14 protein-coding genes are annotated in these 15,466 nt (G+C 39.9%); 8 read left to right on the top strand and 6 right to left on the bottom strand.

Annotation, left to right across the window (positions count from 1 at the left end; all coding sequences use genetic code 11):
• Positions 1–6: 6 nt before the first annotated feature.
• Positions 7–1,818: a protein-disulfide reductase DsbD gene (gene dsbD, locus ABLB96_RS01940; RefSeq protein ID WP_348896531.1), complete on the top strand. Its 1,812-nt coding sequence runs from the start codon at positions 7–9 to the stop codon at positions 1,816–1,818.
• On the opposite strand, the gene ABLB96_RS01935 is transcribed toward dsbD, so the two are convergent.
• Both ABLB96_RS01935 and ABLB96_RS01930 read right to left on the bottom strand, forming a co-directional pair.
• The gene (locus ABLB96_RS01935) at positions 1,819–3,012 is read right to left on the bottom strand and encodes a GGDEF domain-containing protein (protein WP_348896530.1); all 1,194 of its coding nucleotides are present in this window, start codon (positions 3,010–3,012) and stop codon (positions 1,819–1,821) included. It lies immediately after the preceding gene.
• 179 nt (positions 3,013–3,191) lie between these two features.
• Complete coding sequence (locus ABLB96_RS01930; protein ID WP_348896529.1) at positions 3,192–4,103, bottom strand: alpha/beta hydrolase; 912 nt, start codon at positions 4,101–4,103, stop codon at positions 3,192–3,194.
• A gap of 149 nt (positions 4,104–4,252) precedes the next feature.
• On the opposite strand from ABLB96_RS01930, the gene ABLB96_RS01925 reads away from it, so the two are divergent.
• Positions 4,253–4,690 carry a DUF2147 domain-containing protein gene (locus ABLB96_RS01925; protein ID WP_348896527.1) on the top strand — a complete coding sequence of 146 codons (438 nt, stop codon included), beginning with the start codon at positions 4,253–4,255 and terminating at the stop codon, positions 4,688–4,690.
• A gap of 38 nt (positions 4,691–4,728) precedes the next feature.
• On the opposite strand, the gene ABLB96_RS01920 is transcribed toward ABLB96_RS01925, so the two are convergent.
• A complete protein-coding gene (locus ABLB96_RS01920; protein WP_348896526.1) occupies positions 4,729–5,079 on the bottom strand; it encodes an arsenate reductase in 351 nt (116 codons plus the stop codon).
• A gap of 456 nt (positions 5,080–5,535) precedes the next feature.
• Complete coding sequence (locus ABLB96_RS01915; protein WP_348896525.1) at positions 5,536–6,360, bottom strand: exodeoxyribonuclease III; 825 nt, start codon at positions 6,358–6,360, stop codon at positions 5,536–5,538.
• Between the two features lie 38 nt (positions 6,361–6,398).
• Here ABLB96_RS01915 and pyrE point away from each other — a divergent pair, with 38 nt between their 5' ends.
• Entirely contained in the window at positions 6,399–7,049 is a 651-nt protein-coding gene (gene pyrE / locus ABLB96_RS01910) for an orotate phosphoribosyltransferase (RefSeq protein ID WP_174730911.1), read from the top strand.
• A 49-nt stretch (positions 7,050–7,098) separates the two neighbouring features.
• Here pyrE and ABLB96_RS01905 read toward each other — a convergent pair whose 3' ends face one another.
• Positions 7,099–9,291 carry a TonB-dependent siderophore receptor gene (locus tag ABLB96_RS01905; RefSeq protein ID WP_348896524.1) on the bottom strand — a complete coding sequence of 731 codons (2,193 nt, stop codon included), beginning with the start codon at positions 9,289–9,291 and terminating at the stop codon, positions 7,099–7,101.
• A gap of 227 nt (positions 9,292–9,518) precedes the next feature.
• Positions 9,519–9,731, bottom strand: coding sequence for a DUF1737 domain-containing protein (locus tag ABLB96_RS01900; protein WP_077163725.1), 213 nt, complete (start codon positions 9,729–9,731; stop codon positions 9,519–9,521).
• Positions 9,732–9,891: 160 nt separating this feature from the next.
• Here ABLB96_RS01900 and gshB point away from each other — a divergent pair, with 160 nt between their 5' ends.
• The 5 genes from gshB (at position 9,892) to ABLB96_RS01875 (ending at position 15,452) form a co-directional block, all read left to right on the top strand.
• A complete protein-coding gene (gene gshB / locus ABLB96_RS01895) occupies positions 9,892–10,836 on the top strand; it encodes a glutathione synthase (RefSeq protein ID WP_348896523.1) in 945 nt (314 codons plus the stop codon).
• A gap of 236 nt (positions 10,837–11,072) precedes the next feature.
• Positions 11,073–12,170 (top strand): undecaprenyldiphospho-muramoylpentapeptide beta-N-acetylglucosaminyltransferase, encoded by a 1,098-nt coding sequence (murG, locus tag ABLB96_RS01890; RefSeq protein ID WP_348896522.1) that lies wholly within the window; start codon positions 11,073–11,075, stop codon positions 12,168–12,170.
• Between the two features lie 11 nt (positions 12,171–12,181).
• Positions 12,182–13,630 (top strand): UDP-N-acetylmuramate--L-alanine ligase, encoded by a 1,449-nt coding sequence (murC, locus tag ABLB96_RS01885; protein WP_348896521.1) that lies wholly within the window; start codon positions 12,182–12,184, stop codon positions 13,628–13,630.
• Between the two features lie 38 nt (positions 13,631–13,668).
• On the top strand, positions 13,669–14,595 hold the full coding sequence (locus ABLB96_RS01880; protein ID WP_348896520.1) for a D-alanine--D-alanine ligase: 927 nt from the start codon (positions 13,669–13,671) through the stop codon (positions 14,593–14,595).
• Positions 14,596–14,597: 2 nt separating this feature from the next.
• Complete coding sequence (locus ABLB96_RS01875) at positions 14,598–15,452, top strand: cell division protein FtsQ/DivIB (protein WP_348896519.1); 855 nt, start codon at positions 14,598–14,600, stop codon at positions 15,450–15,452.
• The last annotated feature ends 14 nt before the right edge of the window (positions 15,453–15,466 follow it).

The raw sequence follows: 15,466 nt of genomic DNA, 5'->3' as shown, positions 1-15,466 counted from the left end.
GAATTGATGTTAATGAAAAAGCTTATTTCTCAGGGAATTATTTATTTTCTAGCAGTCGCTACTTTTGTATTGAGCCAGTTTGTTTTTGCAGAAGATAAGCTACTGTCACCAGAACAGGCTTTTTCATTTTCGGTTGAGTCTCCACAATCGCATATTGCGAAATTATCGTGGCAGATTCAGCCGAATTATTATTTGTATCAGCATAAATTTACTGTCCAGCAGGGTACTCAACCTTTAGCTTTAAATTTGCCTAAAGCCGTTTCTCAATATGATGAAAACTATGGGCAAAGTCAGGTTTATTATCATCAAATCAATTTCCAAATTAAGACCAAACCTTCAGAACATTACAAGGTAACATGGCAAGGTTGTGCCAAAGACAGGATTTGTTATCCACCTCAAACCATCGAATTTCAAACCGATGCAGACGGATTGGTCGGTGTGCAAAATCAGGCGGGTACAGCACCAAAACGCTTGTTAGATTTGGCAAATACATCATCAGCATCTCAAGATTCTTTAGATAATCAGACAAGCTCAGAAGCTAATACTGAGGCGACTGCTCCCCAAATTGCACAAGATCAGATTTGGTCGGCTAAATTAATTGAGCATTCACTTTGGTATGGTGTTTTATTATTTTTAGGTTTGGGCATGCTGCTCGCATTTACACCATGTTCCTTACCCATGCTGCCGATTTTAACTTCACTGATTATTCGTGAGCATAAAGGTTTAAAAGCTTGGACAATTGCGCTTACTTTTGTATGTAGCATGGCATTGGTTTATGCAGGTCTAGGCTTAATTGCTTCTTCAGCAGGGCTAAATTTCCAGCGCTGGCTACAACAACCTGCCACACTGATCGCGTTTAGTTTGCTATTCGTAGTTTTTGCACTAAACCTGTTTGGGCTGTTTGAGATTCGTTTACCGCAAACATGGTTGAATCGACTTGATCGTATTCAGTCTATGCAACAAGGCGGCACTTTGGTTGGTGCAGGTGTCATGGGTGTGGTTTCTGCGCTCTTGGTTGGCCCATGCATGACGGCACCTCTGGCTGGAACCTTATTATTTATTTCCCAAACCCAAAACCAATGGCAAGGTGCTTTGCTTTTATTCTGTCTAGGTTTTGGGATGGGGATTCCTTTATTGCTCGCGAGCATATTAGGGGCTAAATTCTTGCCTAAAGCGGGCGACTGGATGCATCAGATTAAAGTGATTTTTGCTTTTCTGATGTTGGGCCTAAGCCTTTATTTTATTCGCCCTTTATTGCCAGATTGGGGCATGCAAGTTCTTAGCCTAGTATTAGGGCTCGCTTTTATAGCTTATGCTGTTTATCAGTTCTTTTGGAAAAAAGGGCAGCTACAGTGGCTCTATGCACTTTTACTTTTACTGGTTACTCCATTTGTTGCTTACAACCAGTATCAACATTTTCAAAATCGCAGTTTGCAAAGTTCTGAACATATGGCTACGTGGCATGTCGCGACTACAGCAGCCGACTTTCAGAAAATTTTAGCAGCAGCACCTGCTGATCAAGCGATTGTGATAGATGTCTACGCAGATTGGTGCGTGGCTTGCCAGCCTATTGAACACCGTATTTTAAAAGCAGCCGAAGTTCAGTCAGCTCTTGCGCCTTACTATCTCATTAAGCTTGATTTGAGTCACTATGATCAGTCACACGAAGCTCTGCTCAAGCAGTGGAATATTCTTGGACCGCCGACGTATCTCTTTTTAAACGGGCAGCGACAAGAAATTCGCTCTTTACGTTTAACAGGTGCATTTAGTCAGCAAGAGCTTTTGCAGCAGCTTGCAAGCTTATCGAAAGCTAAATAGTCAAATTGATTCTATGTGGGTCATTTGTTGAAAAGTACACACCTGATTGCGCCCTGAAGCTTTGACTGCATAGAGCGCCTGATCTGCCTGACGAATCACAAGGTAGGGATCATTTGCAAAAGCGGAGCTGCTAATACCAAAACTTGCACTGACATGAATCTGGTTATTTTGATTAGTGAAGATAGAAAGTTCTTGTAGAGATTGTCTGCAACGTTCAGCAATTTTTTCCGCTTGAATAATATCGGTATGAGGAAGTAATAAAATAAATTCCTCTCCACCAAATCGACCAATAACATCTTCATTACGCAAGTTTTTTGACAAGCATTGGGCGATTTCAATCAGAACCTCATCGCCCTGATGATGACCATATACATCATTAATTTTTTTAAAATGGTCTATGTCGAGAAGTACTAGCGCGTAATCAAACTGTTGCTCATGAAGTGCATCAAGATGACTATTTAAACTTCGTCTATTTAATACATTGGTTAGTGGGTCAAGTTGGCTTAAGTCCTGAATATAAGTTTCTCGTTGGCGCCATTGGGTCAGTAATATTTCAAATAGAACAAAACAAACGACTAAAATCGGCATAATAAAAAACAGCATACTTCCTAACCAAAATGGATTGGTTTGAGCATGTCGAAATGCCGTAAAGTTAAAAAGTGGAGCGTAGGGAATAACCCCATTCATACTTAAATAAGTACATACTGCTAAAATAATCGTTGCTGGTATAAAAGCGCTATAAACAATTTTTCTTTCAAATAAAACCAGACCTACCCCAATAGTCCCGACATAACCAACCATTGTGGCGGGACTAATGCTACCAATTAAATAACCATCATGGCACAGCATGAGCATAAAGACTTGTACGCTAATGAGCGGGACAATTCTTTGAGCCCAATCTTGGTCTTTGTAGCGGTAACACGGAATAATGAGTAAAGCTAACAAAAGTAAGGTAATTAAATTGAGCCAGAGTTGTGATTTGACTAAAGGTAAATTTGCCCATTGCCAGACACTAGGCATCATTAAAATATAGCCTTTCCATAAAAGCCAACTAAAATTCATTGCACAGGCGAGTACGAGCATCAAGGCGCTTTTTTGTAAAGGCGTCCAGTTAATAATGTGATTGTTATGGATGAATTCGAGAATCACATGTTTTATTTTATTTATAGGCCCAGTGATTAATCGGATTTTCATAATAATAAAAGAACTCCAAAATAGAGATGTCTCTTAGTCAGGACCATCCTAAAGTGGGAGAGTTTGAGTGATTCATAACCTAAACATATCATGATTCACTCATTAAACCTTAAGATTAAGGTTTTTATAAATCAGGTAAAGTGACAAGTCGTTAAGATTCATCCCTTCATTTATTTAAATTAAGTTTGATCAAGTTCATGGGCAAACTCGGCAATATCAGCCATCGCTTGTTTTGCTTCATCGAACCAAGCATTAAACATTTGAAAGTTATGCCACATACCTGTGTAAAGTTTAAAATGGACTTTGACACCTGCTTCTTCAGCTTTTTCTCTAAAACGTTTTGCGTCGTCTAATAAAATTTCTTTAGAACCTACCTGTACTAAAGTTGGCGGCAAACCTTCTAAGTTATCGAAAAGAGGTGAAACCCGTGGATCATCTGCTGCAATATGATTGCCAATATAATGTTGAATGCCTATTTGGAGGGCTTCAAAAGAAAGCAGGGCATCATGTTTTTGGTTAAATCTTAAAGATTCACTGGTCAGCGTTAAATCTAAAAAAGGCGACAATAAAATTAAGCCGCTTGGCATAAGTTCAGGTTGCTCTTTTAAGCGTAGGCATAGTGCCAAAGCTAAATTGGCCCCACATGAGTCGCCCGATAAAATAATATCTTTGGGTTGAATGCCCTGAACCAATAAAGATTGATAAATGTCATACAGTGCTTCGGTCGCCTCAGGATATGGATGTTCCGGTGCAAGCGGATAGTCCACATGAATAATTTGCATTTGAGTGCGAGCTGCCAAATCTGTCATGAAAGCATGATGGGTTTTTAAACTTCCCAGAAAAAAAGCTCCGCCGTGAATATGAAATATAAGCTGGGTCGCTGAATCCTGAGCTTTAATTTCTTCACCTTTAATACCTGCAAGGCGGATTGGCCGAACGGTTACATCTTTTTGTTTTGGAAAAGCCCTGCAAAGTTGGTCAAGCATAGGACGTAGAACAGTTGGAGGTAAATTCAACTGACTTGGGGTACGAATGGCTGTTTTAAGGAATTTTTCTGTTAAGTAATATTTTAAAACGTTTGGTATATTCATATAGTATCCGCTTATGTTAATAACTTGTTTCCCTATAAATTTTATTTTTCAAGGTTACAAGGTTACACGAAACAGTCACATTCAAAAATTGCAATATCGTTGCGAGTTTTGAATACTGAAGTCTTGAAAGACCCAAGGATATTACAAAAATGAAAAAGATTGCTTTAGCTTTAGGACTTGTTGGTATGGCTGCATTTGCCAATGCGGCTGACCCACTAAACGGAACGGTATGGAAAACGATTGATGACCAAACCAATAAGCCCAAAGCCGTAGTAAAGTTTACGGAACAGAAGGATGGAACCTTAACTGCAACCATTCAAAACATTTTGACACCAGGTGAAGAAAATTCGTGTACAAAATGTGAAGGGCCGTATAAAAATAAACCGCTTAAAGGTGTGACCATTGTACATAATTTAAAAAATGTAGGTGGTACCAGTTATGAAAACGGTACAATTTTAGACCCGAAATCTGGCAAAACTTACAAATTAAAAGGTGAGTTAGCTGACGGTGGTAAAAAGCTTAAATTACGTGGTTATATTGGTGTTTCTGCTCTGGGCCGTAACCAAACGTGGATTCGTGCTAATTAAGACTATAAATAAAAAAACGAGCCATTTGGCTCGTTTTTTTATGCACTTAAATTTTGATAGGCTGTTTCATCAAAGCCGACTAAAAAACCTTTAGACGTTTGTAGAACTGGGCGTTTAATTAAACTTGGCTGTGCAATCAGTGCTTCAATAAGATGATCTTCGCTGCTTAAGGCACGAGTTTGCTCTTCTTCAGACAATTTTCTCCACGTGGTGCCTTTCTTGTTGAGAACCGTATCTTGCCCAATTTCTTGTAACCAAGTTTTTAGGGTATCTGCATCGATCCCTTGTTTTTTATAATCGTGAAATTCGTAGCTTAGACCTTTTGCTTGTAAGGCATCGAAAGCTTTTTTCATTGAGTTGCAGTTTTTAATACCATAAATTTTTAACATTTTATCGGACCATGTCAAAAAGAAAGAACACACAGCCTAACCCAAAACGCATTTGAGCACTACTTTATACAGATACTTTTAAAACAAATGAAAAATAATGATTAAAATAATAAGAAATGTCATGTTACTGTCATAAGACAAGGTAATAATGAGCTCAATAAGAAGAAATGAAAAAACTAAAAGAACTTAGCGCAAAAAATAAGAGATAGAAAAGAGAAAACCCGCATTTAATCATCCTGATCATGCGGGTCTCATTTCAACGTCCATTGTCACATCCTTGCAAATAAACTTAATCTAAGTTTATTTTATCTTCCTACGGCGTCCTATCCTTTTGCGTCATCCTGACTGCTTCCCTGTGCCGTGGGGCTATAATGCCGTTAAACGTGTGTAAGAAAAATACTCAAAAACGACATGTGCTGTAAGCGAAAGCGACAATGTAAGTGAACATGTGTTCACTTACTCTTGAATTTTATAATCAATAATTACTGGGGCATGGTCGCTAAACCATTGATCTTTATAAACCCATGCATTTACTGTACGTGATTTCCAGTCTGGTGAGCAAGCTTGATAGTCAATACGCCAACCTACATTTTTCGCACGGGCTTGACCGCGATTTGACCACCATGAGTACAATTCTGCTTCTGTTCTGACTAAGCGGAAGCTATCTACATAACCAAGTTCATCATAAATATGATCAAGCCATGCACGTTCATGCGGCAAGCAGCCAGACGATTTTTGGTTACCTGACCAGTTTTTAATATCAATTCGTTTATGAACAATGTTGTAATCGCCACAAATAATGATTGACTTATTTTCATCACGCCACTGTTTTAAGATTTTTGCATATTCGCCTAAAAATAAATCTTTACGTGCTTGCGCTTCTTCACCACTTGAGCCCGAAGGTAAGTATAATGATGCAATATGTACGGGATGTGACAAACCTAAATCAAATTCGGCAGAAATGAAGCGGCCTTGACTATCGGCCAATTCAAACCCTAAACCATCTTTAATAGAAACGAAGGGTAAGCGGCTATAAATTGCAGTACCTGCATAGCCTGCACGCTCTGCTGGAAACAGATGGGTATGCCATCCTTCGGGTCTAAACTTTTCAGTCCATTGTTCATGGGTAATGCGGCTTTCCTGCATGCATACGACATCGGCATCGGATTGTTCTAACCATTCAAGTAAGCCTTTCGTTACTGAAGAACGTAAGCCATTTACGTTAATGGAAACGACTCGAAGAATTTTTACATCACTTGGATACTGATCCTTTGGTATCATGCGAAAATTTAACCTCAATTGTGAATTTGGAGCACCTCATGACAACGCCTGTGTCATTTAACCCGCAAGCATTTATCGAACTCGCATTATCACGCGGTGTGCTTAAATTTGGTGAGTTTACTTTAAAATCTGGACGCGTGAGTCCTTATTTTTTTAATGCAGGCCTACTCAACGATGGTGAAGCTTTATCTCTTTTAGCGCAAGGCTATGCCGATAAATTAACACAATGCGAAAATGTTGACGTGATTTTTGGACCAGCTTACAAAGGTATTCCTTTTGTAGCAGCGACTGCTGTTGCTCTGTCGCAAGTGCATAACAAAAGTGTGCCATGGGGCTTTAACCGTAAAGAAGCGAAAGATCATGGCGAAGGTGGTGTTTTAGTGGGTGCTGCGGTTGAAGGTAAGAAAGTCTGGATTATTGATGACGTAATTACCGCGGGTACTGCTATTCGTGAAGTGGTAACGATTTTGAAAAATGCTGGTGCAACTATTGCGGGTGTTTTAGTGGCATTAGATCGTCAAGAACGTGGTCAAGGTGAACTTTCTGCAATTCAAGAAGTTCAAAAAGAATTAGAAATTCCTGTGCATGCACTGATTACTATGAAAGATTTAATGGATTATTTAGAAGCAAAAGGCGAAAAAGAAGCGCTAGCCAATATGCAAGCTTATCGCGAGAAATACGGTATCTAAAAAGAAAAAGGCATACCTCTAAATAGGGGGATGCCTTTTTTTTACTTACTTAAAACTGATAATTCAAACGCAATAACACATTACGTGGTGTGCCTGGCATGCTATCTGAACGCCAGTACTCTTTATTGGTTAGGTTATTTACCGCAAGTGTGACATTCCAAGGGTCCGCACTATAACCAATTGCTGCATCGACACGGTTAAAGCCTTCCATTTTTACTTGATTATTAATATTTGGATAATAAGATCCTACATAGGTCACCCCTACTTCGGTATACCACTGTTCGGTTGGTAAATAGCGAACAAATAAATTACCTGTGTTCTTAGATGTGTTAGCTAAATAATTGCCTTCTCGTTCAGGATTTTGCTTATCTTCTTTTACTTTTGCATCGGTATAACCATAACCACCGCGGACAAAGACATTATCAAGTACACGACCAATAAAGCTAAATTCGAGACCACGAGATTGATGCTGACCAGCAGTTGCCCATACATCTGGCTCACTGTCTGGGTTTGGTTTATAGCGAATATTATTTTTACGAATATCAAAAACAGAAAGTTGGGTATTTAAGCGATTATCTAGCCATTCGCTTTTTACACCGACTTCGTATTGCTCGTTATATTGAGGCTCTTTATCCATTTTTGCGACATCGGTGCTTCCAGTAACTTGGTTAACACCCATTTGTCCACCGAACGGTGCAAAGCTTTTAGAATAAGATGTATAAAAACTATGTTCTGGAACGGGTTGCCATATCAAACCCACATTTGGACTAAAACTGCTGTCTTTTACATTACGATGGTCGTTATTGAGTTTATTGGTGGTTGAAAAATCAAAATAATCGTAGCGTAGCCCCACCATGAGTTTAAGTTGGTCATTTAAACCAATTAAATCCTGAGCAAATATCCCATAAGTTGTGCCTTCATTATAGTTATGTTGGCTAATCAAAAGGGGACCATTGCCGCGGCTGTATTCTCGTTCACCAGTCAGGGGATTAACATAACCATAAATGGCTGAACCATTTTGGGTTTTATTGGCTAGACGAGGTTCTCGTTGTTCATAGGTCCAGTCTGTGCCGACCATAATTTGGTGTTCAAACTGACCTGTTTTGAACTTACCCTTAATATCAAATGTATTGGTCGTGGTCTTATTGCTGGTTTGTTGCCAGTAGTAAATTTGATTGATGTATCCTTTTTTAGTTGTACAGGTTTTGCCTTTTAAGTCTTTGCCATCTAGTCCACAATAAGTTCCAAAATAAAAATGATCAAAGTTCTGTTCTGCTTGGCGGTAACTTGCTGCCCAGTGGAAGTTCCAATCGGGAGCATATTGATAATTTACGTCGGTACGAACGACTTGCAAAATATCATCCACATAATCGCGATCTTGGGCAAATCCTGTTTTGATAGATGTACCTATAGGCAGATTGTCACGCGTTGGCCCACGATCAGGAACTCGGCCTAATTTGTCATAGGTATATTGTGTGGTCCAAGTCAGCGTTTCATCATCATTTTTATAAGTGAAGCTTGGAGAGAGCATCTCTATTTTATTTTTAATACCAGAACGGAAGCTGCCCGTTTCGCCATATTCTCCAGTCAAACGTACTGCTAGATTATTATTGAGGACTTGATTGATGTCGGCCGTTGTTCCGTAGTTATCGTAAGAACCTGCATAAGCACCCACTGAGCTTTTAGAGTCAAAATTGGCGAACTTACTCACCATATTTACAACTCCACCACCGGCACTACGCCCATATAAAACAGAAGCAGGGCCTTTTAAAATTTCAATACGTTCAATATTGGCTGTACTACGTCGTACTTGCCCACTTTCACGTATTCCATCACGGTAAATATCACCTGTATCAGCACCAAAACCCCGAATAGTAATCCCATCACCGCGCATATCGTAGTTGGTGGAAACTCCGGGTGTGCCTTGCAACATCACGCTTAAATCGTTTGAGCCATAAATTTTATATTTCTGAACATCAATGGTATCAACAGTTTGAGGAATATCTTTTTTGTCCAAGCCATTACGGGTGACATTGGCTTTGTCATAGTCGATATAACTTTTAATGGGGTCGAGCTCACTCATGGCCTCAATTTTTATGGTTGGCATGACAGCAGCAACTTTTGATGATGAGTCAGCCAAGTCTTCTGCGTAGGCAACTTGAGTATTCAAGATCATTAAACTGAGTAGGCTCAGTGGGAAAGAGCTTTTAATTTGGGGAGATGATATAGAAATTCTTAACATAAAAATAAAATCAGTTAACAAAAATAAAAGTATAAATGATAATTATAATCATTTAATTGTTTAGAATAAAAGAACTATTGCCTATAAAATTGTCGTGATCGATTTTTAATTATTGATTTTAAAATATAATTTATGTGCTAAAGAGTGGTTCTTAAGGTAAATAATTAGTTTTATTTATGAATAAGGTTCTGAAGGGGGGTACTTCGTTGTTAAAAGTACCCTTGGAGTTAAGCATTGTTTTTGAGCACATCTAAAATGTCCATTTCTGGATCATAGTTTTCATCAATTGTTTTGCAAATGGCTTGACCCACAATCACTTGAGTGCCATTAAAAGTCATGGTTGGTGCTTCATATAACTCCCAACCATGATTTAGTGCTTTAGTGACTCGCGCACAAAAGGCTGAGTCATCTGGGCCTGTTAAATAGCGATAAAGTTTCATCTTTAGCCTTTAAAAATAATATTTTATGGTCATAGTTTAACTGAATTTACCTGAGTTCAAGATAAAGAAATAACAGATAAGGTTTTACTGAAATTAAGAAAAACCAGTGAAAAATCTCAGTTATACTCATGCTAATTTAAATTTTAAGAAGAGCTTGAGCATGCGTGTACTTGTCGTCATGGATCCGATTGAAACCGTAAATCTGAAAAAGGATTCAACCATGGCAATGTTGTGGGCGGCGAGCCGTCGTGGACATGAATTGGGTTATGCATTACAGCAAGATTTATATATCGATCAAGGTAAGGCTTACGGTCTAATCTCTCCCTTAGAAGTATTTGAAGATTACAGTCATTACTATGAGCTAGGCGAAAAGAGAAAAGAGTCTATTGCTGCTTATGACGTTGTACTCATGCGTAAAGACCCACCGTTTGATATGAATTTTGTCTATACAACTTACGTGCTTGAGCAAGCTGAACGCGAAGGTTCATGGATTATCAACAAACCTCAGTCACTGCGTGATTGCAATGAAAAACTCTTTGCAACGCAATTTCCAGAGCTACAAGTGCCTACACTTGTGACATCACAACAGGGTTTGATTCGCGAATTTATTAAAGAGCATGGCGATGTAATTGTTAAGCCACTTGATGGTATGGGTGGAATGGGTATTTTTCGTTTGTACCAAGACGGTGTAAATATTGGTTCTACCTTAGAAATGCTGACAGAATTAGGTACTCGCCCAATTATGGCACAGCGTTATATTCCTGAAATTGTAGAAGGGGATAAGCGTATTTTAATGGTGAATGGTGAACCTATTCCTTACTGTCTAGCACGTATTCCGCAAAATGGTGAAGTCCGCGGTAACTTGGCGGCTGGTGGTTTAGGCCAAGCTCGTCCACTGACTGAAAACGATAAGATGATTGCGGCTAAAATTGGGCCTTTCTTACGTGAAAAAGGTTTAATTCTTGTTGGACTAGATGTGATTGGCAATTATGTCACTGAAATTAATGTGACCAGCCCCACCTGTATTCGTGAAATTGATGCTCAGTTTGGTACATCGATTGCCGATGATTTATTTGATGTATTAGAAGCGGGTCGTCCTGCATAAATATCTACTTTAGGTGATTTCCTCTGTTAATAATGGGAAATCACCTAAAAATATATGAATTAATAAAATCACAATATGAAATACGCTTGGCTTTGTAGGCATATTTTCAAAAAAGCACATCTTTCTGTTATAAACGAGTGAAATTCGCTTTTCGTTAATGAAGCTTTAGGATTAAAATAAACGGCTACAAAAATAGATGACAATTTCCATTGTTTTTTGAGTTGAAGAATTAGACCGTGACCGATTCACAGCAAAGCAAACCTAAACATGTCATGATGATGGCTGCCGGTACTGGTGGACATGTTTTTCCAGCCCTCGCCGTAGCCAAACAACTTCAACAACAAGGTTGTCAGGTTTCATGGTTAGCCACGCCAATAGGTATGGAAAATCGTTTATTAAAAGATCAAAATATTCCAATATATCAAATTGATATTCAAGGTGTACGTGGAAACGGAGTCATTCGTAAGCTTGCTGCGCCTTTTAAAATCTTAAAAGCAACTTTTAGCGCTATGCGCTATATGAAACAGCTTAAGGTTGATGCGGTTGCTGGCTTTGGTGGTTATGTCGCAGGGCCGGGTGGCCTAGCGGCGCGTTTATTAGGTATTCCTGTACTTATTCACGAGCAAAATGCAGTTGCAGGTTTTACCAATGCACAGTTATCCCGTGTGGCGAAAGTAGTATGCGAAGCATTTCCCAATACTTTTCCTGTCAGTGAAAAAGTGGTGACCACTGGAAATCCGGTACGCCGTGAAATTACAGATATTTTAAGCCCAAAGTGGCGCTATGATGAGCGTGCGCAAGCGGGCCAGCCATTAAATTTTCTTATTGTTGGCGGCTCTTTAGGTGCCAAAGCACTCAATGAGCGTTTACCTCCAGCATTAAAACAACTTCAAGTTCCCCTCAATATTTTTCATCAGTGTGGTCAGCAACAAGTTGAGGCAACTCAAGCGTTGTACGCAGATGCGCCAGCAAACTTAACGGTGCAGGTTCTACCTTTTATTGAAGATATGGCAAAGGCATATAGTGAAGCAGACCTCATTATTTGCCGTGCTGGTGCTTTAACTGTGACTGAAGTTGCAACCGCAGGTGTGGCGGCAGTATTCGTACCGCTTCCTATTGCGGTAGATGACCACCAAACTGCAAATGCCAAATTTCTGGCCGATGTCGGTGCTGCAAAAATTTGCCAGCAATCGACTATGACGCCAGATGTTTTAAATCAATTGTTTACTACGCTGACCAACCGCCAGTTACTTACAGAAATGGCAGTGAAAGCGCGTCAACATGCCCAACCAGATGCAACTCAGCATGTGGTTGATCTTATTCAAAAAATGTAATCGGATTTACTATGTCTCCAACAACAGCTGCAAACCAAGCAAAAAAATTGATTAAAGTGCCTGAAATGCGCCGTATCAAACACATTCATTTTGTGGGTATTGGTGGTGCAGGTATGTGTGGTATTGCTGAGGTGTTAGCTAACCAAGGATATAAAATTTCCGGTTCAGATATTAAAGCTTCTAAAACTACACAACAATTAGAAGAAAATGGCATTAAGGTCTATATCGGACACGAAGCAGAAAATATTAAAAACGCCAATGTTCTTGTGGTTTCAACTGCTATTGATCGAGAAAATCCGGAAATTAAAGCGGCGATTGAACAACGTACTCCGATTGTACGTCGTGCAGAAATGCTTGGTGAACTCATGCGTTACCGTCATGGTATTGCGGTAGCAGGTACTCATGGTAAAACGACAACAACCAGCTTGTTAACCACGATGTTAGCTGAAGAAAACCTTGATCCAACTTATGTGATCGGCGGTTTGCTTAACAGTACTGGTGTAAATGCAGCACTTGGCGAGAGCCGTTTTATTGTTGCTGAAGCTGATGAATCAGATGCTTCATTCCTTTATTTACAGCCAATGGCAGCGATTGTAACCAATATCGATGCTGACCATATGGACACCTATGAAGGTAGCTTTGATAAATTAAAAGATACCTTCGTACAGTTCTTACATAACTTACCGTTTTATGGTTTAGCGGTAGTTTGTGGTGATGACGCCAATATTCGTGAAATTTTACCGCGTGTGGGTCGTCCGGTTATTACTTATGGTTTTAACGAAGATAATGACATTCGTGCGATTGATGTGGAACAAGACGGTATGCGTTCGCACTTTACAGTGTTACGTAAAGGACGTGAGCCATTACGCCTAACGATCAATCAACCAGGTCTGCATAATATTTTAAATGCATTGGCTGCGATTGGTGTTGCAACCGATGAAGGCGTTTCAGATGATGCAATTAGCCGAGCATTAAAAGGCTTTAGCGGTGTTGGACGTCGCTTCCAGGTACAAGGTGAATTTGAGCTTGGTGAAGGTAATGTGAAATTAGTCGATGACTATGGACATCATCCGAAAGAAGTGGAAGCAACCATTAAAGCAGCTCGTCAAAGCCATCCAGATCGCCGTTTAGTGATGCTTTTCCAACCTCACCGTTATTCACGTACGCGTGATTGTTTCGATGACTTTATTGAAGTACTGTCACAAGTAGATCAATTATTATTATTGGAAGTTTATCCGGCTGGCGAAAAGCCAATTGTTGGTGCAGACAGTCGTACTTTGGCACGTAGTATTCGCTTGCGTGGTCAGGTTGAACCGATTTTGGTTGATCCTGTTGAAGGTAATTTGCAAAACATCATGCAAAATGTGTTACAACCAAATGACTTGTTATTAACACAAGGTGCAGGTAACGTGGGAGCAATTTCAGTAGAACTTGCACAGCACCATTTGTATGTGAAATAAACAAAAAAGTATTGAATTATCGGGTTAAGGATTTAAACGTGTCAAATGCTACAAAATTCGGCAAAGTTGCTGTGTTACTTGGTGGAAAATCGGCTGAGCGTGCTGTGTCTTTAGATAGTGGTCAAGCAGTTTTGGACGCTTTGTTAAATTCAGGTGTTCAGGCTGAGGCATTTGATCCGCAAGACCGTAGTGTCACTGAACTTGTAAACTATGATCGTGCATTTATTGTCTTGCATGGTCGTGGTGGTGAAGATGGTCAGATCCAAGGTGTGCTTGAGTGGTTAAATATTCCTTATACAGGAACAGGTGTACAAGGTTCTGCGATTGGCATGGATAAAGTCAAAACCAAGCAAATCTGGCAAGGTAGCGATTTACCAACTGCACCATATCGTATTATTACTAAAGAAACTGATCTGGATTCGGTGATTGCCGAATTAGGTTTGCCAATGATTATCAAGCCTGTGCATGAAGGTTCAAGCGTAGGCATGAGTAAAGTTGAGAAAGCTGAAGATTTTGCGCCAGCAATTGAAAAAGCAACTCAGCACGATGCTGTAGTTATGGCAGAGAAGTGGATTACAGGTCGTGAATTTACGATTTCATTCTTAAATGGCCAGCCTTTACCTGTTATTCGTTTGCAGCCACCAGCAGATGTTGCTTTTTATGACTATGAAGCAAAATATGAGCGTAATGATGTCGAGTACGGTATTCCTTGTGGTCTGAGTGACGCAGAAGAGAAAAAATTACAAGCCTTAAGTTTACGTGCTTTTCAAGCCGTGGGTGCAGAAGGTTGGGGCCGTATTGATGCAATGCAGGATGAGCAAGGTAATTTCTGGCTTTTAGAAGTAAATACCGTGCCAGGTATGACTAGTCATTCGCTTGTGCCTAAGGCTGCCAAAGCTGTAGGTTATAGCTTTGACCAACTATGTGTCGCAATTCTTGAGCAAACATTGGAAGGTACGGCTTAAATATGGCACAACTTCCGGCTTCCATGCGCCGTAAACGTGCGGCCATTACCTCCATTCATGAAAAAACGCCTACGCGTAAGCAGAAGCTTGCCAATGCCGGCGGATGGGTGTTGCTGGTTATTGCCTTTTTGGTCTTGGCGGTCGGAATTTACGGGCTATATAAAGTTATTACTGATGCAACTGTCGCAAAACTTGAAGTTGTAGGTTCAACAACTCCAGTTGAAACCCAGCAAGTGATGCGATATGTGCAACCCATTGTAAAAGATAATTACTTTACATCTGACTTAGAGCAGATCCGAGATAAAGCATTAGAAATTTCGTGGGTAGACCGAGTTGTTGTATCTCGTGCTTGGCCAAATGGTATTCGCGTTCGTGTTATGCCTCGACATGCTATCGCCCGTTGGGGAACAGGTCGCTTATTAAGCGATGGTGGCGATGTATTTAGTGAGGCAGAACCGAGACTTCATCCTGAGCTTCCGCTGTTACATGGCCCGGTAAGCCAGTCTAAAATGATGATGCGACGCTATAATGAAATTAATCAGTTATTCCATCCTGTTAATTTGCGTTTAAAAGAGTTATATCTAACAGAGCGAATGACTTGGTTTATGCAGTTTGACTCTGGTTTACGAATTATTGTTGACCAAGACCAAACGATGAATAAATTGCAACGTTTAAGTCACTTGGCACAATCTGACCTAAAACCTGTGTGGACGAAAATCTCAGCCATTGATTTGCGATATCGTAATGGATTATCTATTCAATGGAAGAATGCAACTCCACCTAAAATTGTGAATGGTCAGTTTGTTGTAACGAGTGATGACACAAGCATTGCAGGTGGTACAAAAGCAAAGCCATAATACGTGGCTTTAAA

Source organism: Acinetobacter sp. XH1741, from assembly GCF_041021895.1.
GTDB lineage: Bacteria > Pseudomonadota > Gammaproteobacteria > Pseudomonadales > Moraxellaceae > Acinetobacter.
The sequence above is the reverse complement of the archived record's forward strand: the minus strand, read 5'-3'. Positions and strand labels throughout refer to the sequence as shown.